Annotated in this window: 27 protein-coding genes and 1 riboswitch; of the genes, 15 read left to right on the top strand and 12 right to left on the bottom strand. The window is 71.8% G+C overall.

The features are described 5' to 3' along the window. Positions 1-120: 120 nt before the first annotated feature. From O7610_RS07155 to O7610_RS07145, 3 genes are all read right to left on the bottom strand, one after another. A complete protein-coding gene (locus O7610_RS07155) occupies positions 121-348 on the bottom strand; it encodes a ferredoxin (protein ID WP_281554941.1) in 228 nt (75 codons plus the stop codon). Between the two features lie 105 nt (positions 349-453). Next, complete coding sequence (locus O7610_RS07150) at positions 454-1,662, bottom strand: cytochrome P450 (protein ID WP_289212866.1); 1,209 nt, start codon at positions 1,660-1,662, stop codon at positions 454-456. A gap of 225 nt (positions 1,663-1,887) precedes the next feature. Beyond that, entirely contained in the window at positions 1,888-2,448 is a 561-nt protein-coding gene (locus O7610_RS07145; protein WP_281554939.1) for a hypothetical protein, read from the bottom strand. Between the two features lie 129 nt (positions 2,449-2,577). On the opposite strand from O7610_RS07145, the gene O7610_RS07140 reads away from it, so the two are divergent. The 11 genes from O7610_RS07140 to gcvP all read left to right on the top strand — a co-directional run bounded on the left by O7610_RS07140 (position 2,578) and on the right by gcvP (position 12,179). Next, positions 2,578-2,955 (top strand): hypothetical protein, encoded by a 378-nt coding sequence (locus O7610_RS07140; RefSeq protein WP_281567346.1) that lies wholly within the window; start codon positions 2,578-2,580, stop codon positions 2,953-2,955. Between the two features lie 118 nt (positions 2,956-3,073). After that, positions 3,074-3,706, top strand: a complete 633-nt coding sequence (gene clsA, locus O7610_RS07135) for a cardiolipin synthase ClsA (protein ID WP_281554937.1) — start codon at positions 3,074-3,076, stop codon at positions 3,704-3,706. Next, on the top strand, positions 3,703-4,629 hold the full coding sequence (locus O7610_RS07130) for a DUF881 domain-containing protein (protein ID WP_281554936.1): 927 nt from the start codon (positions 3,703-3,705) through the stop codon (positions 4,627-4,629). Before clsA ends, O7610_RS07130 begins: the two co-directional genes overlap by 4 nt. Beyond that, complete coding sequence (locus O7610_RS07125; protein ID WP_123601612.1) at positions 4,626-4,958, top strand: small basic family protein; 333 nt, start codon at positions 4,626-4,628, stop codon at positions 4,956-4,958. The genes O7610_RS07130 and O7610_RS07125 overlap by 4 nt, the downstream gene beginning before the upstream one ends. 10 nt (positions 4,959-4,968) lie before the next feature. Next, on the top strand, positions 4,969-5,850 hold the full coding sequence (locus O7610_RS07120; protein ID WP_475053248.1) for a DUF881 domain-containing protein: 882 nt from the start codon (positions 4,969-4,971) through the stop codon (positions 5,848-5,850). 69 nt (positions 5,851-5,919) lie between these two features. Further along, complete coding sequence (gcvH, locus tag O7610_RS07115) at positions 5,920-6,300, top strand: glycine cleavage system protein GcvH (RefSeq protein WP_281554934.1); 381 nt, start codon at positions 5,920-5,922, stop codon at positions 6,298-6,300. Positions 6,301-6,518: 218 nt separating this feature from the next. After that, the gene (odhI, locus tag O7610_RS07110; RefSeq protein WP_123601610.1) at positions 6,519-6,971 is read left to right on the top strand and encodes an oxoglutarate dehydrogenase inhibitor Odhl; all 453 of its coding nucleotides are present in this window, start codon (positions 6,519-6,521) and stop codon (positions 6,969-6,971) included. Between the two features lie 123 nt (positions 6,972-7,094). Then, on the top strand, positions 7,095-7,796 hold the full coding sequence (ftsR, locus tag O7610_RS07105) for a transcriptional regulator FtsR (protein WP_281555587.1): 702 nt from the start codon (positions 7,095-7,097) through the stop codon (positions 7,794-7,796). A 92-nt stretch (positions 7,797-7,888) separates the two neighbouring features. After that, positions 7,889-8,353 (top strand): bifunctional nuclease family protein, encoded by a 465-nt coding sequence (locus O7610_RS07100; RefSeq protein ID WP_123604662.1) that lies wholly within the window; start codon positions 7,889-7,891, stop codon positions 8,351-8,353. A gap of 158 nt (positions 8,354-8,511) precedes the next feature. Continuing rightward, the gene (locus O7610_RS07095) at positions 8,512-9,081 is read left to right on the top strand and encodes a MerR family transcriptional regulator (protein WP_281554933.1); all 570 of its coding nucleotides are present in this window, start codon (positions 8,512-8,514) and stop codon (positions 9,079-9,081) included. A 103-nt stretch (positions 9,082-9,184) separates the two neighbouring features. Beyond that, positions 9,185-9,282: riboswitch (glycine riboswitch) on the top strand. Positions 9,283-9,350: 68 nt separating this feature from the next. Further along, complete coding sequence (gene gcvP / locus O7610_RS07090; RefSeq protein ID WP_289212865.1) at positions 9,351-12,179, top strand: aminomethyl-transferring glycine dehydrogenase; 2,829 nt, start codon at positions 9,351-9,353, stop codon at positions 12,177-12,179. Between the two features lie 48 nt (positions 12,180-12,227). On the opposite strand, the gene O7610_RS07085 is transcribed toward gcvP, so the two are convergent. Further along, positions 12,228-12,428 (bottom strand): DUF5999 family protein, encoded by a 201-nt coding sequence (locus O7610_RS07085; RefSeq protein WP_278174506.1) that lies wholly within the window; start codon positions 12,426-12,428, stop codon positions 12,228-12,230. A 275-nt stretch (positions 12,429-12,703) separates the two neighbouring features. Here O7610_RS07085 and O7610_RS07080 point away from each other — a divergent pair, with 275 nt between their 5' ends. Further along, positions 12,704-13,219, top strand: coding sequence for a peptide deformylase (locus tag O7610_RS07080; RefSeq protein WP_281554931.1), 516 nt, complete (start codon positions 12,704-12,706; stop codon positions 13,217-13,219). 48 nt (positions 13,220-13,267) lie between these two features. On the opposite strand, the gene O7610_RS07075 is transcribed toward O7610_RS07080, so the two are convergent. From O7610_RS07075 to O7610_RS07060, 4 genes are read right to left on the bottom strand one after another with little or no spacing between them, the layout of a single operon-like run. Beyond that, on the bottom strand, positions 13,268-14,449 hold the full coding sequence (locus tag O7610_RS07075; protein ID WP_281554930.1) for an alanine racemase: 1,182 nt from the start codon (positions 14,447-14,449) through the stop codon (positions 13,268-13,270). Further along, a complete protein-coding gene (locus O7610_RS07070; RefSeq protein ID WP_289212864.1) occupies positions 14,446-16,191 on the bottom strand; it encodes an IucA/IucC family protein in 1,746 nt (581 codons plus the stop codon). The genes O7610_RS07075 and O7610_RS07070 overlap by 4 nt, the downstream gene beginning before the upstream one ends. Then, positions 16,188-17,819 (bottom strand): IucA/IucC family protein, encoded by a 1,632-nt coding sequence (locus O7610_RS07065; protein ID WP_289212863.1) that lies wholly within the window; start codon positions 17,817-17,819, stop codon positions 16,188-16,190. Before O7610_RS07065 ends, O7610_RS07070 begins: the two co-directional genes overlap by 4 nt. 51 nt (positions 17,820-17,870) lie before the next feature. After that, positions 17,871-18,011, bottom strand: coding sequence for a hypothetical protein (locus O7610_RS07060; RefSeq protein WP_281554927.1), 141 nt, complete (start codon positions 18,009-18,011; stop codon positions 17,871-17,873). On the opposite strand from O7610_RS07060, the gene O7610_RS07055 reads away from it, so the two are divergent. Continuing rightward, positions 18,004-18,798, top strand: coding sequence for an endonuclease/exonuclease/phosphatase family protein (locus O7610_RS07055; protein ID WP_281554926.1), 795 nt, complete (start codon positions 18,004-18,006; stop codon positions 18,796-18,798). The genes O7610_RS07060 and O7610_RS07055 overlap by 8 nt on opposite strands. Before the next feature lie 57 nt (positions 18,799-18,855). Here the strand turns inward: O7610_RS07055 and O7610_RS07050 are convergent, their stop codons facing one another. Together O7610_RS07050 and O7610_RS07045 are read right to left on the bottom strand one after the other, a co-directional pair. Continuing rightward, entirely contained in the window at positions 18,856-19,854 is a 999-nt protein-coding gene (locus O7610_RS07050; RefSeq protein ID WP_281554925.1) for a tyrosine-type recombinase/integrase, read from the bottom strand. 352 nt (positions 19,855-20,206) lie between these two features. Then, entirely contained in the window at positions 20,207-20,935 is a 729-nt protein-coding gene (locus O7610_RS07045; protein WP_281554924.1) for an SDR family NAD(P)-dependent oxidoreductase, read from the bottom strand. Between the two features lie 86 nt (positions 20,936-21,021). Between O7610_RS07045 and O7610_RS07040 the strand changes: the two genes are divergently transcribed. Next, the gene (locus O7610_RS07040; RefSeq protein WP_281554923.1) at positions 21,022-21,867 is read left to right on the top strand and encodes a patatin-like phospholipase family protein; all 846 of its coding nucleotides are present in this window, start codon (positions 21,022-21,024) and stop codon (positions 21,865-21,867) included. An 85-nt stretch (positions 21,868-21,952) separates the two neighbouring features. After that, positions 21,953-22,660 carry a hypothetical protein gene (locus O7610_RS07035; protein WP_281554922.1) on the top strand — a complete coding sequence of 236 codons (708 nt, stop codon included), beginning with the start codon at positions 21,953-21,955 and terminating at the stop codon, positions 22,658-22,660. A 101-nt stretch (positions 22,661-22,761) separates the two neighbouring features. Here O7610_RS07035 and cydB read toward each other — a convergent pair whose 3' ends face one another. Beyond that, positions 22,762-23,760, bottom strand: coding sequence for a cytochrome d ubiquinol oxidase subunit II (gene cydB, locus O7610_RS07030; RefSeq protein WP_289212862.1), 999 nt, complete (start codon positions 23,758-23,760; stop codon positions 22,762-22,764). A 20-nt stretch (positions 23,761-23,780) separates the two neighbouring features. Continuing rightward, entirely contained in the window at positions 23,781-25,199 is a 1,419-nt protein-coding gene (locus O7610_RS07025; RefSeq protein WP_123601600.1) for a cytochrome ubiquinol oxidase subunit I, read from the bottom strand. Between the last annotated feature and the right edge of the window lie 106 nt (positions 25,200-25,305).

Below are 25,305 nucleotides of genomic sequence, written 5' to 3'. Positions count from 1 at the left end.
ATGCGTGCCGGGAGGAATCGTGGTCGACCGGGGCGGCCGTGAGCAAGTCGACCGTCGGTGGTGGTCCGGTCCGCCTCCGGTCAGATCCGGATGGCCGTCGGTCGGCCCCGACCCGCCGGGTCAGGGCAGCGGTGCCAGCGGGGTGCCGTCGGCGTCGCGGACCAGAATTGCCTCGACCGGGCATGATTCAGCAGCGTCGATGACTGTTTCGGCCGGATCGATGTCGGACGCGGGCCCCTGGGACACCCCGTCGACCAGGCTGAAGTGCCCCGGCGCGGTACCGGCGCAGATGCCGGACCCGACGCACCGTTGCTCGTCGACGCTGACCTGCCAGGACCGCTGGTTCATCGCCACCTCCGGGGTTACCCACGGCACCGGCCGTGGGGGACTGGAACGGTTCACGTCCGATGGCCGGCATGGTCCGGGCCGCGCGTCGGGCCCGGCGGAGGAGGATCAACCCCAGGTCACCGGCATCGCGTTCAACCCGCGGACCAGCAGGCCGGTCTTCCACACCAGCTGATCCTCGGGTACGGCCAGCCGTAGCTGCGGCAGCCGCCGCACCACCGCCTCCACCGCCACCTGCAGCTCCATCCTGGCCAGTTGGGCGCCGAGACAATGGTGTACGCCGTGGCCGAAGCCGACGTGCGGGTTGACGGTCCGGGTCAGGTCCAGCCGGTCCGGGTCGGTGAAGACCTCGGGGTCGCGGTTGGCCGCCGACAACGATCCGATGACCGGTTCACCGGCCCGGACGAGTACTCCGCCGACCTCGACGTCGACGGTGGCGTACCGGGCGAACGAGGAGGCGGCGCCGAGCGGAACGTACCGGGTCAGTTCCTCGACGGCGCCCGGCACCAGGGCCGGGTCGGCGCGCAGGGCGGCGAACTGGTCCGGCTGGGTGAGCAGGACGTAGACGAAGTTGGGGATCTGGGTCACGGTGGTCTCGTGGCCGGCGGCCAGCAGTCCGGCGGCGAGCTGCACGAGTTCGGTCTCGGTGAGCCGGCTCGCGTCGGTGTCCCGGGCGTGGACCATGGCGCCGAGCAGGTCGTCGGTCGGGTGCCGGCGGCGCTGTTCCACCAGTCCGGCGATGTAGCCGTGCAGGTTCTCGAGATACCCCGCTACCTGCTCGGGGGAGAGCGAGGTGGTGGACACGACCGCTTCGCTCCAAGTGTGGAAGTGTTCCCGGTCGGCGTAGGGGACGCCGAGCAGTTCGCAGATGACCCGGACCGGCAGCGGGGTGGCGAACCGTTCGACGAGGTCGGCTGGCGGCCCGTCGCCGATCATGCCGGTCAGCAGTTCGTCGGCGAACTGCCGGGTCTGTGGTCGGAGCTGTTCGACCCGCCGGCCGGTGAACGCCTTGGCGACCAGGCGTCGGAGCCGGGTGTGTTCCGGCGGATCCATCGACAGGATTCCGCCCTCGATCTGTCGGGGGGTGATCCGTGGTTCGTCACGGCCGACGCTGGCGGCGCGGGAGAACCGGGCGTCGCCGAGGACGAACCGGACGTCGGCGTGCCGGGTGGCCAGCCAGGCCGGTTCCCCAAACGGCAACTGGACCCGTACCAGCGTCCGGTCCTGCTGCAGTTGCCGGTAGGTGTCGTCGAGGTTGAGACGGTCAGGCGCGGTGAAGGGGTAGCTGCGGGGTTCGGCGGCACGGAGTTCGGGCATGGTTCACCTCCTGACGGGGGGGACGGTCGCGTACCGGTAGTGACGCCCAGCCTGCGTGACCGGCACGTGACGCTCTGATACTAGAGAGGTCTCTCGATTGATCGCAGCCCGGTGGCGTCTTCGGTTCCCTCAACCTAGCGTCCTAGCCTGCTCTACGAGGTGTGTCAACATAGCGCACGGAGAACCAAACTCCATCGAATCGGAGGCTCGGCAGTACCTCTGGGGTCAGCTCCGGCCGGCGGCATCGTCGGGCTGGGCGTGGGAGAACAGCACCGGGGTCACCGGCCGGGCCCGGGAAGGCTCGGGGGTCGGTGGGTTGCCCGCCCCGGACTCCGCCGGCTGGTGTTCACCGGTGAGTACCAGCAGTTCGTAGGCCCGTTCGGCGGGCAGCCGACCGGTGACGATCGCGATCCGGAGCGGCACGGGCGGGGTTCCGGCGACGACGGCGACGGGCAGATCGAGCACTCTCGGGTTGACCTGCCGACCGGCGAGGTGCCCGGCGGCCGCCGGGGGCAGGTCCCGCCAGGGACGTACGGTCTGCTCGGTGAATCCGTGGCTGGCCCACTGGTCAGCCTCCGCGTTGACCCGGTCGGCGACGTGCTGTGGCACCACGTCGCGGCCGCCGAGGTCGTCGCTGAGCAGCGCTCGGGCGAGCGGGCTGAGCTGGTCGACCGGATACCACCGGGTCCGCTGGGTACGACGGCGGGAGATGTCGCCGGGTGAGGCGTCGGCCGCGGACCGGTCACGCCGGGCGTCTGGTTCAAGGTGGGCCGGCATGCCCACCATCCAAGCATGATCGACCGCCGTCCGATGGCAAGGGGTCGCAGGTAGCGGGGATGTCGGAACCGGGGGGGGGCGGAGTTTGCCGGCAACCCGTGCGGGTAGCCGCGCCGGGTGGCCGAGGAGCGGCAGACGGTGGCACCGACGGCGGGCGTCGGGTCGCCGCTCGACGAACGGTGGGAGTACGGGTACCTGTACTTCGTGCAGACGGTGGCACCTGCCGAAGGGGGTAAGCGGCCGGCTGCCGGGCCGACGGTCACCGTGGTCGCTGACGGCGCGGGGCACCGGTGTCGGGTGCTGACCGGTCGACGGCTGGAGGTGCTCAACGAACTGGGTGGACAGGGTTGGATCGTCAGCGACGGTCTGTGGAGCCCGGAGCAGGCCCGGTGGCTGGCTGAACTGGTGGCCGGGGTGGACGGGGTGGAGCGGATGGTCGGTTACTGGCAGTCGTTCATGCGCCGGCGGGTGGCCGTCGGCGGCGACGGCCACGGTGAGTCGGAAGGTGGTGGGTGAGGGGCGCGTTATAGTGGCGCTCGCCAGGTGACAGTGCCCCTTGGGGGACCGTCGGGCTCGTTCGCCGCCGCTCGTTTCCGGTCCGGTGGGACAGGCCGGTCGGGGCGGGGGAGAGGAAGTGTCGGTGTCGCGTCCGTCCGCGCAGTCCGCGTCGACGCGGACCGATGTGGCGAGTCAGGTCTTCACCATTCCTAATCTGATCAGTCTTGTCCGTTTGCTAGGTGTACCACTGTTTCTGTACCTGTTTCTGGTGCACCGTGCGGACGTCGCGGCGTTGCTGGTGCTGGCCGTCGGCGGGACCAGTGACTGGGTGGACGGGTTCGTCGCGCGCCGGATCCGTCAGGTGTCCCGGCTCGGCGAACTACTGGACCCACTCGCCGACCGGCTGTACATCCTGGCCACGTTGCTGGCGTTCACGGCCCGCGAGGTGATGCCGTGGCAGTTCACGGTGGCGTTGCTCAGTCGTGAGGTGCTGCTGGCCGGCTGCCTCGTCGTGTTACGCCGATTTGGCTACGGACCACCACAGGTGCACTATGTAGGAAAGACTGCGACTTTCGTACTTTTGGCGGCGTTTCCTATTCTGTTGCTGTCCGCAGTGCTGGGATTCACCCCGACGGCGACGGTGGTGGCCGCGGTCGGGTGGGGTCTGGCCTGGTGGGGTCTGGCGCTGTACTGGATCGCCGGCCTGTTGTACGTACGGCAGACCATGGCGTTGGTCCGGGCCGCCGGAGCAGAAACGGAGCGGGCATGAGCGAGGCGGACCGCAGCGGTTCCGGCCCGCACCGTGGGTACGCGCCGGACTTTCTGACCGAACTGTTCCGGGCACCGCTGGATCCCGGCTACACGGACGCGGCGGCCCGCCGTTCGGTGGTAGGACCACCGCAGGGTTGGCGTCGGGTGACGGCACGGGCGGCGATGGCCGTGTCGATGGCCGCGGTCGGCTTCCTGGTGGTGCTCGCCTACCAGAAGACGGTGGCGGAGGAGCCAAGCAGGTCGCAGGCACGGGCCGGCCTGGTGGAGCAGGTTACCCAGCGCCAGACGGAGACCGACGAGCTGCAGAACCGCGTGGACACATTGCGGGACGAGGTGGCCCGGGAGCGCGACACGGTGCTGGACGGGGCCCGGGCGGCGGACCTGCGCGACCTGGAAGCCGCCGCCGGGCTGGCCCGGGTCACCGGGGACGGGGTGGTCGTCGAGTTGGCGGATGCGCCGGAGGTGGTGGATCCGGTGACCGGTGAGGGGTCGGTCAGTGAGTTGGGTCGGGTGTTGGACCGGGATCTTCAGGACGTGGCCAACGCCCTGTGGAGCGTCGGCGCCGAGGCGGTCGCGGTCAACGGGAGACGGCTGACCGCGACCTCGACGATCCGGGCGGCGGGCAGCGCCATCCTGGTCGATTTCCGGCCGGTGACCGGCCCGTACGAGGTGACGGCGATCGGCCCGCCGTCGATGGTCGAGGCGTTTCGGACCAGCCAGGCGGCCGCGGTGCTACGGGCGGTCTCGGCCGATCACGGGTTGTCGTTCGGGGTCCGTTCGGCTGATGATCTGATGTTGCCGGCGGCGAGCGAGCCGCAGCTGCGGTACGCCCGTGCACCGTCGGCGTCGGCGTCGTCCAGCCCGTCCGGGACGGGAGGCGCCGACCCGTCCGTGACCGCCTCGGGAGGAGGCCCTCGATGATCGCCGTGTTGGCGCTGCTCGCCGGAATGCTGCTGGGGATCTATTTCGACCCGGTGGTGCCGGCGGTGCTGCAGCCGTACCTGCCGATCGCGGTGGTGGCGGCGTTGGACGCGGTGTTCGGCGGGGTCCGGGCGAAGTTGGACGGGATCTTCGACGACAAGCAGTTCGTGATCTCATTCATCTCGAACGTTCTGGTGGCGGGTCTGATCGTGTATCTGGGCGATCAGTTGGGGGTGGGCGGGCAGTTGTCCACCGGCGTCGTGGTGGTGCTCGGGGTGCGGATCTTCGGCAACGTGGCGGCGATTCGACGTCATCTGTTCCGGGCGTGAGGCGTGGCTGATGGTGGAACGTAGGAGTACCGGTACGGGCTGGCCGGTTGAGGGTCCGGCGCGGTCGCCGGGTGCGGGTGGGCGGGTGCCGGCAGGGTCCGAGGAACGGGCGGACGCCGCCGGGGTACCGCCGGTGGACGGTCCCGACGCCGCGGTCGGCGGTGACGGGCCGGCGGGTGCCGGCGCGGGTCGGGGTTCCCGGCGGGTGTCCACGGCCGGGCTGATGATCGTGGGTCTGCTGGTGCTGCTCGGGTTCACCCTCGCCGTTCAGGTCCGCAGCACGTCGACGGACCCGACGTTGGCGGCGGCCCGCCAGGAGGATCTGGTGCGGATCCTGTCGGATCTGGAGGCCCGGGAGGAGCGGCTGCGGCAGGACATCGCGGAGCTGGAGGCGAGTCAGCGGCAGTTGACCTCGGGTGCCGAGGGCCGGGCGGCGGCGTTGGAGGAGGCGTCGCGTCGGGCGGACGAGCTGGGGGTGCTGGGTGGCAGTCTGCCGGCGCAGGGGCCGGGCCTGCGGGTGCGGTTCGTCGCCGGTCGGGAGCCGATCCGGGCGTCGGATCTGCTGGACGCGGTGCAGGAGCTGCGGGGTGCGGGCGCCGAGGTGATGCAGATCAGCGGCGGGGACGGTCGGTCGGTGCGGATCGTGGCGAGCAGCTACCTGCTGGACGTCGACGGCGGCGTGGAGGTGGACGCTGTGCGGTTGACCGGCCCGTACGAGGTGCTGGTGATCGGGGAGCCGTCGACGATGCGGACGGCGTTGAACATTCCGGGTGGGGTGGTGGCTTCGGTGTCCGGTGACGGCGGTACGGTGATCGTCGAGGAGCGCGACGTGGTCGAGGTGTCGGCCTTGAGCGATCCGAGCCAGCTGCGGTACGCCCGCCCGGTCTCCTGATCGGACGGGATGTTGTCGGCGGGTGGGGCGTCAGTGGTGGTGAGTGGTGCACAGACCGAAGGACCGGCCGTGATTCCAGAGGATCTGCGGTATACCGCGGAGCATGAGTGGGTGGCGGGCGACGCCGCTGGTCCTGTGCGGGTGGGTGTGACCCATTTCGCGCAGGAGGCGTTGGGTGACATCGTGTTCGTCGAGTTGCCTGCGGTCGGTGCCGAGGTGACGGCGGGTGAGCCGTGCGGTGAGATCGAGTCGACGAAGAGCGTGTCGGAGATCTACGCGCCGTTGACCGGCACGGTGGTGGCCCGTAACGAGACGCTGGTGGACGCACCGGAGACGGTCAATGCCGACCCGTACGGTGCCGGTTGGCTGGTGCAGTTGGCACCGGCTGATCCGCAGGCGGTGAGCGGGTTGCTCGACGCCGCGGCGTACCGGGAGCTCACCGAGCGCTGACCCGGCGGGGGCGGCGAGGTATCGTGTGCCCGCGAGTCTTGTTGACCCTTGTTTTCGGCGCTGGCTAGGCTCGCCCAGTCGACCGAGAAGCCAACAACAGTTGAGCGTTGCGGAGATTGCCGTCCTGGCACGGGGGAGCTTGCGCCTTGCGATCGTTCAAGGTCTGGTGGCCGACCCGACACACCCGACGCCGACCGAACAGATCCGTGAGGTGGTCCATGACTCGCCCAGACGACGAGTTCCCCCCGCTCGACGTCACGTCGACGTTGAACCTCGGTTCGCTCGACGAAGTGCTGGAGGGGCCGGACGCCGACGTGGTGCCGAGCCGGATGTCGGGTTCGTTGCCGCCGGGGATGGCGTTGCTGGTGGTGCGGCGGGGCCCGAACGCGGGGGCCCGGTTCCTGCTGGACCACGATGTGACGACGAGCGGCCGGCATCCGGACAGTGACATTTTCCTGGACGACGTGACGGTGTCGCGGCGGCATGCGGAGTTCCACCGGGACGGCGGTACCTTCACGGTGCGCGATGTGGGTAGCCTGAACGGCACCTATGTCAATCGTGAGCGGGTGGAGGCGGCGACCCTGAGCAACGGTGACGAGGTCCAGATCGGGAAGTTCCGGCTGGTCTTCATCGCCGGTCCGCGGCCGGACGAGGAGGCCGGCCGCGGTTGAGGTCCGGGGCGCGGACGGAGGTGGCTTCGTGCGCGGTGTGTGGCTGACGCCGGTCGGTGAGCCGGGGGTGTCGTGGTGAGTGAGCAGGCGGCGGCCCGGGAGGACGTGGCCGGTTCGTCGTTGATGAGTATCGGCGAGGTGCTGGCCCAGCTTCGCCCGGAGTTTCCGGACACGACGATTTCGAAGTTGCGGTTCCTGGAGGCCGAGGGCCTGGTGGAGCCGCAGCGGACGCCGTCGGGTTACCGCAAGTACAGCTGGGACGATCTGGACCGGTTGCGTTTCGTCCTGACGGCGCAGCGGGACCAGTATCTTCCGCTGCGGGTGATCCGTGAGCAGTTGGCGGCGCGGGACGCCGAGTCGGCGGCGGGCCGGTCGCGTCCGACGTTGGTGGCGGTCGGTCCGTCCGGTGAGGTGCCGGGCCGGTCGCCGGTGCCGGCGCAGGCTCAGCCGGCGCAGTCCCGGCTGAGCCGTACGGACCTGCTGTCCCGAAGTGGTCTCGAGTCGGCGACGTTGGCTGAGGTGGAGCGGCTGGGGCTGGTGGTCGCGGTGGCGCCTGGCTGGTACGACGCGGATGCGCTGGTGATCGCCACGGCGGTGGCGGGGCTGCTGAGGCATGGCCTCGAGGTGCGCCATCTGCGGGCGGTGCGGGCGGCTGCGGACCGCGAGTCGGGTTTGTTCGCCCAGCTGGTGGCGCCGTTGGCGCGGCAGAGTGATCCGGCTGCCCGGGCTCGGGCGGCGGAGACGGCGCGGGAGCTGATCGGGTTGTCGCAGCAGCTTCACGCGGCGCTGGTGCGGGCGGGTCTGCGGGAGGCGCTCGGCCGGTGAGGTGACTGGCGGGACCGGACGGTGGCGCTGTGGTCCGTGTACCGTGCAGGGAGGGCCGGAGCGGGTTTGGTGACGACGACACGGAGGCGGCGGTGCGTGAGCTGAGCGTGGTCGGGGTGCGGGTGGAGTTGCCCACCAACCAGCCGATCGTGCTGCTGCGTGAGGTGGACGGGGACCGCTACCTGCCGATCTGGATCGGTGCGGTGGAGGCCACGGCGATCGCGTACGAGCAGCAGGGCGTGAAGCCGGCGCGGCCGTTGACGCATGATCTGTTGCGGGACGTGTTGGCCGCAGTGCGGGCACCGCTGCAGGCGGTGGAGATCACCGAGTTGAAGGACAACGTCTTCTACGCGGACCTGGTCATCGGTGACAGTGTGCGGGTTTCGGCGCGGCCGAGCGATTCGATCGCGTTGGCGTTGCGGGTCGGTGCTCCGATTCGTTGTGCTGAGCAGGTGCTGTCCGAGGCGGGCATCCTGATTCCGGATGAGCAGGAGGACGAGGTCGAGAAGTTCCGGGAGTTCCTGGATCAGGTGCGTCCGGAGGATTTCGCGGGCTGACCGCCGCCAGCGGGTGTCATGCCCGTGGCGTGGTCGCCCGCACGCGGCGTGTCGCGGCCCGGGTTGCCTGGTACGGCCCTCTGCCGGCGTTACGCTGGTCCTGTCGATCGGCTCATGTTCCGTCCTGGTGTGGGCCGCACTGACGGGGAGGTTTCCGTATGCCCGCACAGCGAGAGCCGGAGCCGGGGTCGTCTGATGATGTGGACGGGGCCGGTTCGGACGCCGACGCCGTCGGCTATCGCGGAGTGACCGCCTGCCACGCGGTGGGGATCAGTTACCGGCAGTTGGACTATTGGGCGCGGACGACGCTGGTGGTGCCGAGCGTGCGTGACGCGTCAGGTTCGGGTTCGCAGCGGCTGTACTCGTTCCGCGATCTGGTGGTGTTGAAGGTGGTCAAGCGGCTGCTGGACGCCGGTGTGTCGCTGCAGAACATCCGCAAGGCGATCGAGACGTTGCGGTCGCGCGGGGTCGGGGACCTGGCGGGGATCACCCTGATATCGGACGGGACGACGGTGTACGAGTGCCGTTCCCCTGAGGAGGTCGTCGACCTGTTGCAGGGCGGCCAGGGTGTGTTCGGCATCGCGATCGGCGGGGCGTTCAAGGAGATTCAGGGGTCGTTGTCGCAGCTTCCGGCGGAGCCGGCGGTAACTTCCGAGCCGGAGGTGGTGGCTCCGGTGGCCGGGGGCGACGAGTTGGCGGCGCGGCGGGCGCGGCGACGCGCCGGCTGAACCCGCGCGGCGGTGCAGCGGCAGCGGTCGGGGCGGGCTTCGTGATCGACGTCACCGCCCCGCCCCGTAGGGCGGGTGCTGCCGGTAGCGTGGAGACCGCCGTACATCCCGTGTGGGAGAGACCGTCCGCTACCCGGTGGGCGGCGCCGAAGGGGCAAATCCTCCCCGGAACCTCTCAGGCAGAAGGACCACGCGGGTTGGCGACTCTGGAGGCGGCGGCGCCGACAGAGGGGGAGGTTGCCTGCCGACCTCGTCCCGGGAGCCGCCTGGTGAGTGCCTCGTCCTTGTTCGTCGACCGCCACGTCGGCATCGATCCGGTCGCCCAGCAGCGGATGCTGGATGTCGTCGGGTACGCCAGCATCGCTGACCTGATGGACGCCGCCATTCCCGAGGTGATCCGCTGGCGGGGCCGGCTGGACCTGCCGGAACCGGCCAGCGAGCCGGAGGTGACGGCCGCGTTGCGGCGGCTGGCCGACGCGAACACGGCGGCGGTGTCGATGATCGGCGCCGGCTACCACGGCACCCACACGCCGGCGGTGATTCGCCGCAACGTGCTGGAGAATCCCGCCTGGTACACCGCCTACACCCCGTACCAGCCGGAGATCAGCCAGGGCCGGTTGCAGGCGCTGCTGACGTTCCAGACGATGGTGTCGGATCTGACCGGGCTGGCCACGGCGAACGCGTCGATGCTCGATGAGGCGACCGCTGCGGCGGAGGCGATGACGTTGGCGCGGCGGGCGTCGAAGGCACGTAGCGACGTGTACGTGGTGGACGCCGACACGTTGCCGCAGACGGTGGCGGTGCTGCGGACCCGGGCGGAGCCGCTGGGCGTGCAGGTCCGGGTGTGTGACGTGCAGGCCGGCCTGCCGGACGAGTTCTTCGGGCTGCACCTGCAGTTCCCGGGCGTGTCGGGGCGGCTGCGTGACGACGCCCCGGTGGTGGCGGCGGCGCACGCCGCCGGGGCGCTGGTGACGGTGGCGGCGGACCTGTTGGCGTTGACGCTGCTGCGCCCGCCGGGGGCGTACGGTGCGGACGTGGCGGTCGGCACCACGCAACGGTTCGGGGTGCCGATGGGCTTCGGCGGTCCGCACGCCGGCTACCTGGCGGTGCGTTCCGGTCTGGAACGGATGCTGCCGGGACGGCTGGTCGGGGTGTCCCGGGACGTGGCCGGTGACCGGGCGTACCGGCTGGCGTTGCAGACCCGGGAACAGCACATCCGCCGGGAGCGGGCGACCAGCAACATCTGCACGGCGCAGGTGCTGCTGGCGGTCATGGCCGCCATGTACGCGGTGTACCACGGCCCGCAGGGGTTGACGGCGATCGCGCAGCGTACCCATGCGATGGCGGCCCGGTTGCGGGCCGGTCTGGCCGACGGCGGGGTCACGGTGGCGGACGGGCCGTTGTTCGACACGGTGACCGCGGCGGTGCCGGGTGGGGCCGCTGCGGTGGTGGCGCGGGCGGCGGACCGGGGGGTGAACCTGCGGCTGGTGGACGCCGACACGGTGGCGGTGGCGTGTGACGAGACCACCACCGAGGAGCATCTGGCGGTGGTGTGGGCGGCGTTCGGGGTGGCCGGGTACGCGGGGGAGACGCCGGCGCTGCTTCCGGCCGAGTGGCGGCGCACCGGTGAGTTCCTCACCCATGAGGTGTTCCACGCGTACCGCAGCGAGACGGCGATGCTGCGGTATCTGCGGCGGCTCGCGGACCTCGACTACGCCCTGGACCGGGGGATGATCCCGTTGGGGTCGTGCACGATGAAGTTGAACGCGGCGGTGCAGATGGAGCCGGTCAGTTGGCCGGGGTTCGCCGACGTGCACCCGCTGGCGCCGGCCGGGCAGACGGCCGGGTACCGGCGGTTGATCGGCGAGTTGGAGCGTTGGCTGGCGGAGGTGACCGGCTACGACGCGGTCAGTGTGCAGCCCAACGCCGGGTCGCAGGGGGAGCTGGCCGGGCTGTTGGCGATCCGCGGCTTCCACCGGTCGCGGGGGCAGGCGCGCCGGGTCGTGTGCCTGATTCCGTCGTCGGCGCACGGCACGAACGCGGCGAGCGCGGTGATGGCGGGCATGCGGGTGGTGGTGGTCGGCTGCGACGCCGACGGCAACGTCGATGTCGACGACGCGGCGCGGCTGATCGCCGTACACCGGGACGACCTGGCGGCGATGATGGTGACGTATCCGTCGACGCACGGCGTGTACGAGGACGGCATCGCCGAGTTGTGTGCCCGGGTGCACGACGCCGGCGGGCAGGTGTACGTCGACGGGGCGAACCTGAACGCGTTGCTGGGGTTCGCCCGGCCGGGCCGGTTCGGGGCGGACGTGTCGCACCTGAACCTGCACAAGACGTTCTGCATTCCGCACGGCGGCGGCGGGCCGGGGGTGGGGCCGGTCGCGGTGCGGGCGCATCTGGCGCCGTTCCTGCCGGGTGATCCGGTCGGCGGCGACGATGCCGACCGGCCGGTGGTGTCGGGCGCCCGGTACGGTTCGGCCGGGATTCTGCCGATCCCGTGGGCGTATCTGCGGCTGATGGGTGCCGACGGGCTGGTGCGGGCCACCGGGGCGGCGGTGCTGGCGGCCAACTATGTGGCGGCGCGGCTGCGGCCGCATTTCCCGGTCCTGTACGCCGGCAACAAGGGCCTGGTGGCGCACGAGTGTGTGCTGGACCTGCGGGCGTTGACCCGGGCAACCGGGGTGACCGTCGAGGACGTGGCGAAACGGTTGATCGACTACGGGTTCCACGCGCCGACGATGTCGTTCCCGGTGTCCGGCACGCTGATGGTGGAGCCGACCGAGAGTGAGGACCTGGCCGAGCTGGACCGGTTCTGCGACGCGATGATCGCGATCCGGTCGGAGATCGACGACGTCGCGGCGGGCCGGTGGCCGGTGGCGGACAGCCCGTTGCGGCAGGCACCGCACTCGGCGGCGCTGGTCACCGCCGACGAGTGGGTGCTGCCGTACCCGCGGTCGGTGGCGGCGTACCCGGCGGGGCCGGGGCAGCGGGCCGGGAAGTACTGGCCGCCGGTGCGGCGGGTCGACAGCGCCTACGGTGACCGGAATCTGGTGTGCGCGTGTCCTCCGCCGGAGGCGTTCGCCGCCGGCTGAGTACGGGTCGGGTCGGCTCGACGGTGAGCCTGCGGTGGCCCCGGCCGGTCAGGCGGCGAGGGCGTGCCGGGCGGGGCCGCGGTGCGGGGCGATGCTGCTGCCGTCGGGAAGCAGCTCGCCGGTGTCCTCGAAAACGATGACACCGTTGCAGAGCAGGCTCCAGCCCTGTTCGCGGAAGCAGGCGACGACGCGGGCCGCTTCCCGGTCGACGGCGTCAGCCGAGGGACAGATCGGTTGGTGCTGGCACATCGGGATCTCCGGGAACTGTGGGGGGTGCTGTGTCATGGTTCACATGACCAGTGATGAACGTTACCAAGCCGAACGACACCGTTCCGGGCAGGTGACGGCCTGCGGGACCAAGAATCCTCCCTTCGGCCGATGCATGTCCGACCGGTCGGCGTGGAAACGCTCCCACACATCCTAGGCCCCGGCCGCCACCCGCCGCCGGCTCCGACGAACTCCACCATCCGCACACCCGGCCCGCCGCCCGCCACCCGCGCCACGCCCCGGGTAGCCTGACCGCCATGACCATGCGCCCGATCCGGATCATCGGCGACGCCGTGCTGCGCACCCCCGCCGAACCGGTCACCGACTTCGACGACACCCTGCGCGCACTGGTCACCGACCTGATGGACACCCTGCTCGGCGCCCCCGGTCGCGCCGGCGTCGCCGCCCCGCAGATCGGCGTCAGCGCCCGCGTGTTCGTCTACGACGCCGACGGCCACCGCGGCCACGTCGTCAACCCCCGGCTCGAACCACCCGCCGGCGCCCTGTCACCCGACGACACCGACACCGACGACGAAGGCTGCCTGTCCATCCCCGGCCTGTACTTCCCGACCACCCGCGCCCGCCACGCCACCGTCCACGGCGTCGACCAGCACGGCCAACCCGTCACCGTCACCGGCAGCGGATTCCTCGCCCGCGCCCTGCAACACGAAACCGACCACCTCGACGGCCGCCTCTACGTCGACACCCTGCGCGGCGACACCCGCCGCCGGGCGCTGCGTGAGATCCGCGCCGCCCACTGGGCCCGCCGCTGACCCCCGGCCCGACCCCGGCGCCGGCTCGACCGTGGGCGGCCGGCACCGTCACACCACCACCATCCGCGGGTACGGATGCCGCAGGAAATCATGATGCGAAATGTCCCACCCGTACGCGCCGGCCCGGCCGAACACCACCACGTCGCCCACCCGCAGCCGCCCCACCACCTGCCCCCGGCACAGCACATCGCGCGGCGTACACAACTCACCGGCCACATCCACCGCCACCTGCGCCACCTGCGGCCGGGCGAACGGGTACGGCCACCGGTCCACCGGCACCACCCCGAACGGATGGTCGTACCCCCACGCCGCCGGCAACCGGAAATGGTGCGTACCGCCCCGCACCACCGCGAACCACCGGCCCTGCGTCCGTTTCAGATCCACCACCTGCGTCACATACCAGCCGGCGTCCGCCACCAGCAGCCGACCCGGCTCGAACACCAGCCGCACCCCCGACGGCACCGCCAACCCCGCCAACCCGGCCCGCAGCGCCGCCACGTCGAACCGCCGCCCACCCCGGTAGTCCACCCCGAACCCGCCGCCCACGTTCACGTACTCCAACCCCACCCCCAACCGCCGCGCCGCCGCCACCGCCCAGCCCACCGCATCCACCACGAACCCCGCATGCGCCACCGCGTCCACGTTGTTCGACACCGCGTGCAAACTGAACCCCACCAGCCGCACCCCCGGCAACCCCGCCGCCACCTCCACCACCGCACCCAACTCCGCCTCATCCACCCCGAACTGCGTCGCCGCGCCCGCCATCCGGTGACTGCCCACCAACCCGCCACCCGGCCGGTTCACCCGCAGCGCCGCCACCGCCGACACCCCCGCCGCCCGCGCCACCAGATCCAGCCGCCGCAACTCCAACACACTCTCCACGTTCACCACCGCACCCGCCGCCACCGCCGCCGCCAACTGCCCGTCCGTCTTCGCCGGCCCACCGAACACCAGCTGACCGGCACCCGCCGCCACCGCCGCCGCCAACTCGCCACCCGACGCCACCTCCACCCCGTCCACCGCCGCCGCCAACTCCGCCACCACCGCCGGATGCCCGTTCGCCTTCATCGCGTACAACAGCACCGACCCCGCCGGCAACGCCGCCCGCAGCCGCGCCGCCATCGCCCGCAGCACCGCCCGGTCGTACACATAGGCACACACCGGCTCGTCACCGGCCGCCAACTCCGCCACCACCGCCGCCACCCGCGGCGGCACCACCACACCCGTCACCGCGCCCCCACCGGCGGACCGTCGTCGAACCCGGCGTCACCCAACGGGTTACGCACCGGCACGTACACGTCCCCGGCACCGGTCAACCGCATCCGCACCAACGCCTTGTGCGCCACCATCGGCGCCGTCCACGCCCGATGATCATCGGCCGCCCACCCCGCGGCGACCCCACCAGCCGACCGCAGCCCGTCATACACCTCATCCACCACCTCCCGCACCACCCGCCACGCCGCCGCCTCGTCGACCCCCCACCCGGACACCAACCCCAGCACCACCTCACCCAGATGCGCCTGCAACGCCGTGTACCCCAACTTCGCCCGCATCACCGCCGCGTCGTTGGTACCCACCACCGAACCCGCCGCCAACCCCACCTCGACCCCCGCCTGCGCCAACCGCGGCAACAACAACCGCAGACCCGCGAAGTCCCGCACCACCAACCGGAACGGCACCCCGCCACGGAACGTCGGCAGACAGTTCTGCAGATGCGCCTCCAACGCCACCCCGAACCGGCTCGCCAACCGCAGCAACGGCGGCAACACCACCCGCGCGTACGCCCCCAGGAACCCCAACCCGGCCGCCGCCCCCACCAACCCCCGCACCCCACCGAAATCCGCCACCCGCCGCCCCAACTGCGCCGCCGTCACCAACGCCACCCCCGGCACCGCCACCTCACCCGGCACCAACCGCCCCGCCAACCCGTCCCGCACGATCACCGACATGTCCCGCCCCGACCCCACCCGCACCGCCGCACCCGCCACCTCCGGCAACAGCACCAGCCGCCGCGCCGCCACCTCATCGGCCGCCACCAACGACGCCAACACCGTCGACAACGCCGGACCGTTACGCACACTCGCCACCGAGATCGTCCGCCGCGTCGACGTCACCTGAATGTCCACCGACACCTTCAGATACCGCCGCGCACCGTCGCGCCCCGCCGGCAGCAGCACCGTACGCACCGCCGCCGTCGGCACCGCCGGCACCACCCCCGGCAACAACCGCACCACCCCCCGATCCAGCAGATCCGCGTACCGCGACGACACCACCGACCGCTGCCACACATGCACCGGCTGCACCACCCAGCCCGGCGGCGCCACCGGCACCTGCGGATACCAGCGCGCCAACTCCGCCGTCACATCCTCACCCACATGCAGATCCCGGCGCACCGCCACGAACCCGACCCCCGTCACCGGCGACTCCACATCATGCGCCACCACATCCGCCACCGACCACCCCAACCGGGTCCGCCCACACGGATGCAGGTTGTGCCCCGCCACCGCCAGCCGCTCAGCCCACACCCCCCACCCGTCCGGATCATCCGGACCCCACGCCGGACCAGGCCGCGCCGCCGCCACCGCCAGATTCACCACCGCGTCGGTCAACTCCACCGCCAACGCCCACCCCCGCCGCCTCGCCAACACCGACACCGGCAACACCGCCACCGGATCCGGCACCGACCCCGCATCGGCCACGAAGCGGTCGAACCCGTGCCACCGACCCGCGCCCCGCCACACCCGGCGCACCCCACCCACATCCTCCCGGCACAACGCATCCACCAACCGCCCACCGACCACCCCCGCCGCCCACGGCACCGCCTCCCGGAACCCCACCACCAGGTTCGGCGCCACCCGCCCCAACCCGGCCACCGCCGACGCCACCGCCGCATCCACCCCGACCACACCCAACCCGCAACCACACGACCGGCCCCCGGACAGCACCCCCACCGCCGACCCGGCCCCGCTCACCACGCACCCGCCAACGGACTCGTCACCCACGCCCACCGCGGCATCAACGGATCCGACGCCAACCGCATCGACAACGTCGCCTTCACCGGCCACCGACCACCCAGCACCGCCGCCGCCACCAACCCCCGCACCGCCGCCGGCAACCCCGCCACCACATCCCGCGCCACCACCGCCACCGCCCGCCACAACACCTGCGGCTCCACCCCGAACTCCCGGGCCAGCACCGCCACCGGCTCACCCAACGCCGTCCCCACCGCCGCCACCGCCGTCACCGCCACCTCCGCCGGATCCTCGGCCACCACATCGCCGTGCACCACCGGCACCGCCACACCCGCCCCAGCCAGCCGCCGCACATCCAACCGCACCCCACCCACGTCCCGGTACCACACCCGCACCAGCCGCCCACCGCGCCACACCAGCAGGACGTTCTGCCCGTGCGCCTCCAGCCCCACCCCCCGACCCAGCAACTCCACCACCGGCCCCAGCACCACCCGCGCCAACCGCGACACGAACGCCACCGGATCACCGCCGTACCCCGCCCGCACCAGCCCCGCCACCACCGACGGACCACCCGGCACCCCCACCGGCGCCGCCAACGCCGCCACCGGCATCACCTGCACCCCCGGTCCCACCCGCGGCACCCGCCGACGCACCACAGCCAACGACCGGCACAACCCCCCGTCGACCACCACCGCCCCGGCAGCCACCTCCGGCAACACCCACAACCCCGGCACCCGCCGCGCCAACCGCGCCACCAACGCCGTCACCACCGGACCATTGCGCACCGCCGCCTCCGACACCGTCCGCACCGCACTGGTCATCTGCACATCCACCGCCGTCTTCCACTGCCAACCCCCGCCCGACGCCACCGTCCGCAACGACAACAACGGCCGCACCCGCACCACCCGGCCGGTACGCCGCAACCACCCGAACCCGCCCAGCACATGATCCCGCTGCCACGGATGCACCGGCAGCAACGGCGGCAACCCCGCACCCGAACTCACCCACCGGTCACCCGGCACCGCCACCAACTCCAACTCCACCACCGGCCGATGCTCCGGCGCGTACGCCAGCACCTCCTCCGTCGACATCCCCACCCGGGTCCGGCACCCCGGATGCACCGGATGCCCGTCCACCACCACCTGCTCCCACCCGAGCGCCGACCGGACCAGACCCCCACCGCCACCCGCCACCGCCCGCGCACCCCGCGCCAACGCCAGATTCGCCACACTGTTCGCCAGCTCACCGGCGACCGCCCCACAACCGGGCAACCCCAGCACCGACAACAACTCCGCCGGATCCGCCACCGCCCGGCCACCCGCCGGGTCCTCCACCGACACCCGCAGCCCCGGGCCCGCCGCCGCGAACAACTCCGCCGCCGCCACCGGCCCCACCACCCGCCGCCCGTCAACCAACCCCAGCACCAGGCGGCCGTCAACCACCCGACGGTCCGTCACCTCCGGCACCGGTTCACGCCCCAACGCACCCCACAACCGCGCCAGCACCGCCGCCCGCGCCCCCGGCACCGCCGCTGCCACCGCGTCCACCAGCTCCGGCCGGCACCGCCGCACCGTCGCCACCGTCGCCGCCACGTCCGGACACTCCACCGACGACACCACACCTCCCACGGACCTCGACCTGCGCCACCCACCAGGCAACCGACACACCACCGGCACGCCTCACCGTCCCCGACGCCGCCGCAGCCACACCCCGCACCAGCCCACCACCAGGAACACCAGCGCGCTACAGCACAACGCCTTCACCACCATCCCGCCACCCTGCCACACCACCCGCACCCCGTAAGGTGCCCGTGTGCGCATGGCCACCTACAACCTGCTGCACGGGCGCTCACCCCACGACGGGCGCATCGACCCCGACCGGATCACCGCCACCATCGCCGACCTCGACGCCGACATCTGCGCCCTGCAGGAAGTCGACCACGCCCAACCCCGCAGCGGGCACCTCGACCTGACCGCGCTGGCCGCCGCCGCGCTCACCGCCGGCACCCACCGGTTCGCCGCCGCCCTCGTCGGCACCCCCGGCACCACCTACCGGGTGCCCCGTCACGACCACGACGGACACGACGAACCCCGCTACGGGGTGAGTCTGATCAGCCGGTACCCGGCCCGGCACTGGCGGACCGTCCGGCTCGCCCCCGCCCCCGTACCCGCACCGGTCGCCGTCGGCGGACCCGGCCCCCGGCTGCTGCTCCTACGCGACGAACCACGGGTGCTGCTCGCCGCCGTCCTCGACACCCCACACGGCCCGGTCACCGTCGCCGCCACCCACCTGTCGTTCGTCCCCGGCTGGAACCTGCGCCAGCTACGGATCGTCACCCGCGCCCTGCGGGCCATGCCGCCACCGCGGCTGCTCCTCGGCGACCTCAACATGCCGGCCGGGGTGGCCGCAGCGGCCACCGGCTGGCGGCCGCTGGGCCGGCTGCCCACCTACCCGGCCGCCCGACCCCGCATCCAACTCGACCACATCCTGCTCGACCCGCGTGACGCGCCGCCCGCGCTGACCGCCGTGACCGCCGTCGCCGCCCCGGACGTCGCCGTCTCCGACCACCGCCCACTGACCGTCACCGTCTCGACCGGCACCCGGTAGCCGCGCTGGCCCCGACCGGGCGGGGCCAGCGCCGTCACCACCCCAACCAGCCCCAGTTCAGGCAGGCCCGACGACTCGACGCAGCGACCGGTTCGACCGGTTTGCCCGTGCCGCCGCCCGCTGCTGGTCGGCCGTCACCTCGATGTAGTTCTGGCTTGCCGTGAGGCTCGCATGCCCCAGCAGCCGCATGATCTCGGCGGCGTTCGCCCCGTCCTCGGCCAACCGGGTGGCGAACGTGTGTCGCAGCGCGTGCAGCTGCGCACCCCGCGGCACCCGCTCGGTGATCCCGGCCCGCCGGAAACACGACCGCACCAGGTACTGCAGGCCGCCGCGCCGCAGGGCGGCACCGCGCCGGTCGACCAACAGCGGACCTCCGGGGCGTACCGACCGGGGGCCGAACCGTCGTCGGCGGCTGGCCAGGTAGCCGTCGACGACGACGTCGACGGCGGCCTCCACCGGGACGGTCCGCAGCCGGCCGCCCTTGCCGGTCAGCTCGATCCGGCGTTCACCGGGACGTCCCGCGACCGAGCCGACCCGCAGCCCCAGCAGCTCGCCGAGTCGCAGACCGGCGCACAACGCCAGAGCGACCACCAGCAGGTCACGCTCCGGCCACGGGTCGCGCTGGCGGGGGTCGCTCCGCGCGGCGGCGGCCAGCAGCGTCTCCGGGGTCTCCTCGCCTCGCAGCGGCTTCGGTAGTGCTGCCGGGGCCCGCGGGCGGCCCACTGCGGGCATCGGGTTTCCGGCGGCGATGCCGTCGGCGACCAGGAAGTTGAACCACGAGTTCCACGTCGACCAGGCCCGGTGCACAGACGCGGGGGAGCGGGGGGCCGCGAACCGGGCGAACGCGGCGCGGAGCCGTCGTTGGTCGAGCGCCTCCAGTGGTACGTCGGTCCAGGGCAGGGGAGTCGGTTCGGTGGAGTCGCCGATCAGGCGTAGGACGGCGACGAGGTCGCGGCGGTAGGCGTCCAGGGTGTGCGGGGAGGGTTTGCGGGAGGCGCGGTCGGCGAGGAAGTCCTCGACGAGCCGTACCGCCACCAGATCCACAAATTGGTGCATAACGCATATTATGCATGTCTTCTCGGTGTGCCACCAGATCCGGCCGAGGACCCGCGAGCCCCGGCCGGGGGGTGGCCGCGTCCCAACATGTGTCGCGGTGGCCGCACCGAAGGGCCGGCGATGCGCCTCGGGACGCGATGCCGGAAGTTCGGCGGGTCACCGGCGACGCTGGGGCTCGCTGGGAAGTGACGGACACGGGAAAGCCCGTGATCCGCCGGGTCCACGCCGTCAGAGCCGGTCGGTCACCTCGACCCACGTCTTCAAGTTGACATAATGTATATTATCGACCTGATATCGGCGGTGTCCCGGAGACCCCGTCGCGCGCGGCGGACTGTGAGCCCCCGACGGGGTCTCACAGTCCGCCGGCGACCCGCAGTACCGTCCCGGTGGTGTACGACGCCTCGTCGCTGAGCAGCCAGGCGACGGCGCCGGCGATCTCCTCGGGCCGGCCCGCCCGGCGCAGCGGCACTACCGGCGCCACCCGGGCCGGCCGGTCCGGTTCGCCGGACAGAGCGTGGATGCCGGTCAGCACCGTGCCCGGCGCGACGCCGTTGACCCGGATGCCACGGGGGCCGAGTTCCTTGGCCAGACCGACGGTCAACGCGTCGGTGGCGGCCTTGACCGCGGCGTAGTGCACGTACTCGCCGGGGCTGCCGAGGGTGGCGGCGGCCGACGACACGTTGACGATGGCGCCGCCGGCGGACATCCGACGGGCGGCCTGCTGGGCACACAGGACGTAGCCGACCAGGTTGACGTCGACGACCCGGCGCAGGTCGGCGACGGTGAGGTCGACGAACGGGCCGATCCGGCTGGTGACGCCGGCGTTGTTGACCAGTCCGGTGACCGGTCCGAGTTCGGCGGCGTCGTCGAACAGGCTCGTCACCGCGTCGGGGTCGGTGGTGTCGACGGCGACGGTGACGGCGCGCCGGCCGAGCGCTTCGACGTCGTCACGTACCGTTTCGGCGGCGCCGGCGTCGGTCCGGTAGCCGATGACGAGGTCGTGTCCGGCGGCGGCGAGCCGGCGTACGGTCGCGGCGCCGATCCCCCGGCTGCCGCCGGTGACCACGGTGACCGGTGTCATCCCGGCACTCCTCTCCCCTGCTGTCCGTGTCGGGTCTGGGCCCGCCGGTGACGTTACCGGCGGCGGTGGCGGGCAATAGACATGGCGTGGCGGGTACGCGGGCGTTGGTGCTGGGCAGCGGCGGGGTGACCGGGGTGGCCTGGCAGCTCGGGGTGTTGTCCGGGCTGGCGCGCGCCGGGGTCGAGCTGGGCGGGGCCGATCTGGTGATCGGGACGTCGGCCGGTGCGGTGGTGGGCGCGCAGCTGTGTTCCGGCGTGGATCTGGCGCGGCTGTACGCGGGGCAACTGGTGCCGGGTGAGTCGTCGCCGGACCGGATGGGGCCAGGTGCGGTGTCGTGTCTGCTGTGGTCGGCGGTGGCTGCCCGGGACGGCCGCCGGGCGCGGGTGAGGATCGGCCGGTACGCGGTGTCGGCGGCCAGGTCGGGGGTGTCACGGCGGCCGGTGTTCGAGGAGGCGTTGCCGTCGTGGTCGTGGCCGCGGCGGCGGTTGTGGGTGACGGCGGTGGACGCGGACTCGGGGGAACTCGTGGTGTTCGGCGGTCCGGGGTGCGGGGCGGATCTGGTGGATGCGGTGTCGGCGAGTTGTGCGGTGCCGGGGGTGTGGCCGCCGGTGCGTATCGGTGGTCGGCGGTTCGTCGACGGTGGGATGCGGTCGGCGACGAACGCGGATCTGGCCGCCGGGTTCTCGTCGGTGGTGGTGCTGGCGCCGATCAGTTGGGGGCTGGGTCATCTGCGGCCGGTGTCGCGCCAGGTGGCGGCGCTGTCGGCGGATGTGGTGGTGGTGTCGCCGGACCGGTGGGCGCGGCGGGCGATCGGGCGGCGGCTGCTGGATCCGGCACGGCGGCCGGGGGCGGCGCGGGCCGGGTACCGGCAGGGTCTGTTCGTGGCTGACCGGGTGCGTGGGGTGTGGGGTGGTGCTGCCGGGCCGGGGTGATCGTGGGTGGTGGGGTCGCGGTCGACGGTGTCGGCGGCGGCTGGTAGGAAGGTCAGCACTCAAACAGGTGTACGGAAAGGGTGTCATGGCTGCCGCGGGTGCTGTTGCGGGTGGGTTGTCGGATGAGGAGCTGGGGGTGATCCGGGAGGCGGTGTCCGCCGGCCGTAAGCCGAAGGTGATGTTCACCGAGTCGGCGGGGCAGATCGCCGGTCAGGTCGGTCAGGTGGTGGGTCTGGGTGACCCGGCGGTGTCCGACGAGTGGGTGGTGGTGCGGTTCGGTCGTGACGAGTTGCCGTTCTCCCCCGCTGATCTGGTGGTGGCGCCGCGGGGCGCGGCGGGTCGGCGGGCGGAGTCGAAACCGGAGCCGGAGCCGGTGGAGCCGGTGGCGGAGCCGGAGTTCAAGTTGGGTGAGCCGCCGCCGGTGCCACCGGTGGCGCGTCGGGAGGACACGGAGGGGTCCACGGTGGATGCTGGTACGGACAAGCCGGTGCGGCGGGCGGCGAAGGCTGCCAAGCCGAAGGCGCCGGCCGGGTTGACGGTGACGTTGGCGTACACCGACGGCGAGTGGACGGTGGCGGCGACGCAGGGGGCGAAGGCGTTGGCGAAGCCGTACGTGGTCCGGCCGGCCGAGGCGTTGAAGATGGTGGCGTTGGTGGACGTGCCGGGAGTCCATGAGGCTGTGGAGCAGATCCTGGCGGCGGAGCGGGCCGAGGCACAGCGGCAGGCGGAGAAGTTGCGGGCGGAGCTGGCTGAGGTGGAGGCACGGTTGGCGGAGTTGCCGGAGGTCGGTTGACGTCGTCGCGCACCGTCGGTGTCCGCTCGACACGGCGGATGGTCCAGCAGGCATCGACGGTGCGCGACGGCTTCGCCAGCGACAGGTCGACGTGGCGCGGGTCAGTGGCTGGGCTGGTCGGTGACGCTGACGCGGCGGCGGAAGATCCAGTAGGTCCAGCCCTGGTAGAGCAGAACGACGGGGGTGAGCGCGGCGGCGACCCAGGTCATGATGGTCAGGGTGTAGGGGGTGGACGCGGCGTTGGTGGTGGTGAGGGTGCCGGCGGGGTCGGTGGTGGACGGTAGGACGGTCGGGAACAGGGTGGCGAACAGGGCGGCGACGGCGAGGCCGATGGCGGTGGCGGTGCCGGTGAAGGCCCATCCTTCGCGGCGTACCTGATTGGCGGCCAGCCCGGCGACGAGGGCGAGCGCCGCGGTGACGGCGAGGGCGACGGCGGTGGGGTTGGCGCGGATGGTGAGGGTCCAGGTGAGGAAGGTGCCGGCGAGGGCGACGGCGGCCAGGCCGGTCCAGCTGGCGACGCGGCGGGCGCGGTGGCGCAGGTGATCGGTGGTCTTGAGGGCGAGGAAGACGGCGCCGTGGGTGATGAACAACGCGGTGGTGGTGGCGCCGCCGAGCAGGGCGTACGGGTTGAGCAGGGCGAGCAGGGTGCCGGTGTATTCGTGGTCGGCGTCCAGTGGTACGCCGGCGACGATGTTGGCGAAGGCGACGCCCCAGAGCGCGGCGGGGATGACGGAGCCGGCGAGGATGGTGTTGTCCCAGCGGGTCCGCCAGTGGGTTTCGGGGCGTTTGTCACGGTATTCGAGGGCGACGCCGCGCAGGATGAGGGCGATGAGGATGAGCAGCAGCGGTAGGTAGAAGCCGGAGAACAGGGTGGCGTACCACTCGGGGAAGGCGGCGAACATGGCGCCGCCTGCGGTGATGAGCCAGACCTCGTTGCCGTCCCAGACGGGTCCGATGGTGCTCAGCGCGGCGCGTCGTTCGGTTTCGGTGCGGCCGATGAGGCGGGCGAGGACGCCGACGCCGAAGTCGAATCCTTCGAGGATGAAGTATCCGGTGAACAGGACGGCGATGAGCCCGAACCAGACGGTGGTGAGTTCCACGAGGGGTCTCCGGTTGGTGGTCAGTGGGTGGCGGCGAGGGGCCGGTCGGTGGTGGTGTCGTCGGTGTCGTCCGGTGGTGGCGGGTCGGTGAGGTCGGGTAGGCCGTTGCGGGCGTAGCGGATGAGGAGTTTGACTTCGATGACGGCGAGGGTGGCGTAGATGAGGGTGAAGGCGGTGAAAGAGGTGACGACTTCGGTGAGGGAGACGCTGCGGCTGACGCCGTCGCGGGTGAGCATTTCGCCGAAGACGATCCAGGGTTGGCGGCCCATTTCGGTGAAGATCCAGCCGAAGGTGTTGGCGAGCAGGGGCAGGACGGGCAGGGTGAGGCCGGCGCGCAGCAGCCAGCGGCTGGTGGGGGTGCGGCCGCGGCGGGTGGTCCAGAGGGCCCAGAGGGCGATGGCGGCGGTGGCGAGGCCGAATCCGATCATGAAGCGGAAGCTCCAGTAGGTGACGGGGATGATCGGGGTGTAGCTGCCGGGGCCGTACTGGGCGGCGTACTGGGCCTGCAGGTCGTTGATGCCCTGGACTTCGCCGGTGGGGTCGCCGGTGGACAGCCAGGACAGCAGGTACGGGATTTTGAGGGTCCAGATTTCGCGGCTGCCGTCGAGGGTGCCGACGGTGACGATGGAGAAGGACGCGGGGCTTTCGGTGGTGTAGAGGGCTTCGGCGGCGGCCATTTTCATGGGTTGGACCTGGGTCATGATCTTGCCTTGGATGTCGCCGGTGCCGATGACGGCGGCGGTGGCGAGGATGGTGGTCCAGGCGCCGAGTTTGGTGGCGGTGCGGAAGGCGGGGGTGTCGGGGCCGTCGGGGTGGCGGACGAGGTGCCAGAGGGCGACGGCCAGGACGAGGGCGCCGGCGACCATGAAGCAGCCGGCGAGGGTGTGCGGGAAGGTGATGAGGGTGACCTTGTTGGTGAGTACGGCGATGAAGTCGGTGAGTTCGGCGCGGCCGGTGTCGGGGTTGATGCGGTAGCCGACGGGGTTCTGCATCCAGGAGTTGGCGGCGAGGATGAACCAGGCGCTGATGATGCTGCCGAATGAGGCGAGCCAGATGGTGGCGAGGTGCAGTGCCTTGGGGAGTCTCCCCCAGCCGAATATCCAGAGTCCGAGGAAGGTGGATTCGAGGAAGAAGGCGAGGAGGGCTTCGATGGCGAGTGGTACGCCGAAGATGTCGCCGACGAAGCGGGAGTAGTCGCTCCAGTTCATGCCGAACTGGAATTCCTGCACGATGCCGGTGACGATGCCCATGGCGAAGTTGATGAGGAAGAGTTTTCCGTAGAACTTGGTGAGTTTGAGGTAGCGGTCGTCGCCGGTGCGGTGCCAGGCGGTCTGCAGGATGGCGACGAGGAGGCTGAGTCCGATGGTGAGTGGGACGAACAGGAAGTGGTAGACGGTGGTGACACCGAACTGCCAGCGGGCTATGTCGAGCGCGTCCACGGCTCCCCCATCTAGATACTACGAAGCGTAGTACATACTACAACCTGTCGTTCTGGCGGCCAGGGCCGGAGGTCCCCTCTCCCCCGGGACGTCCGTCCCGGCGGCG

It is taken from the genome of Solwaraspora sp. WMMA2065 (assembly GCF_030345075.1).
In the GTDB taxonomy this organism is placed as follows: domain Bacteria; phylum Actinomycetota; class Actinomycetes; order Mycobacteriales; family Micromonosporaceae; genus Micromonospora_E.
The sequence above is the reverse complement of the archived record's forward strand: the minus strand, read 5'-3'. Positions and strand labels throughout refer to the sequence as shown.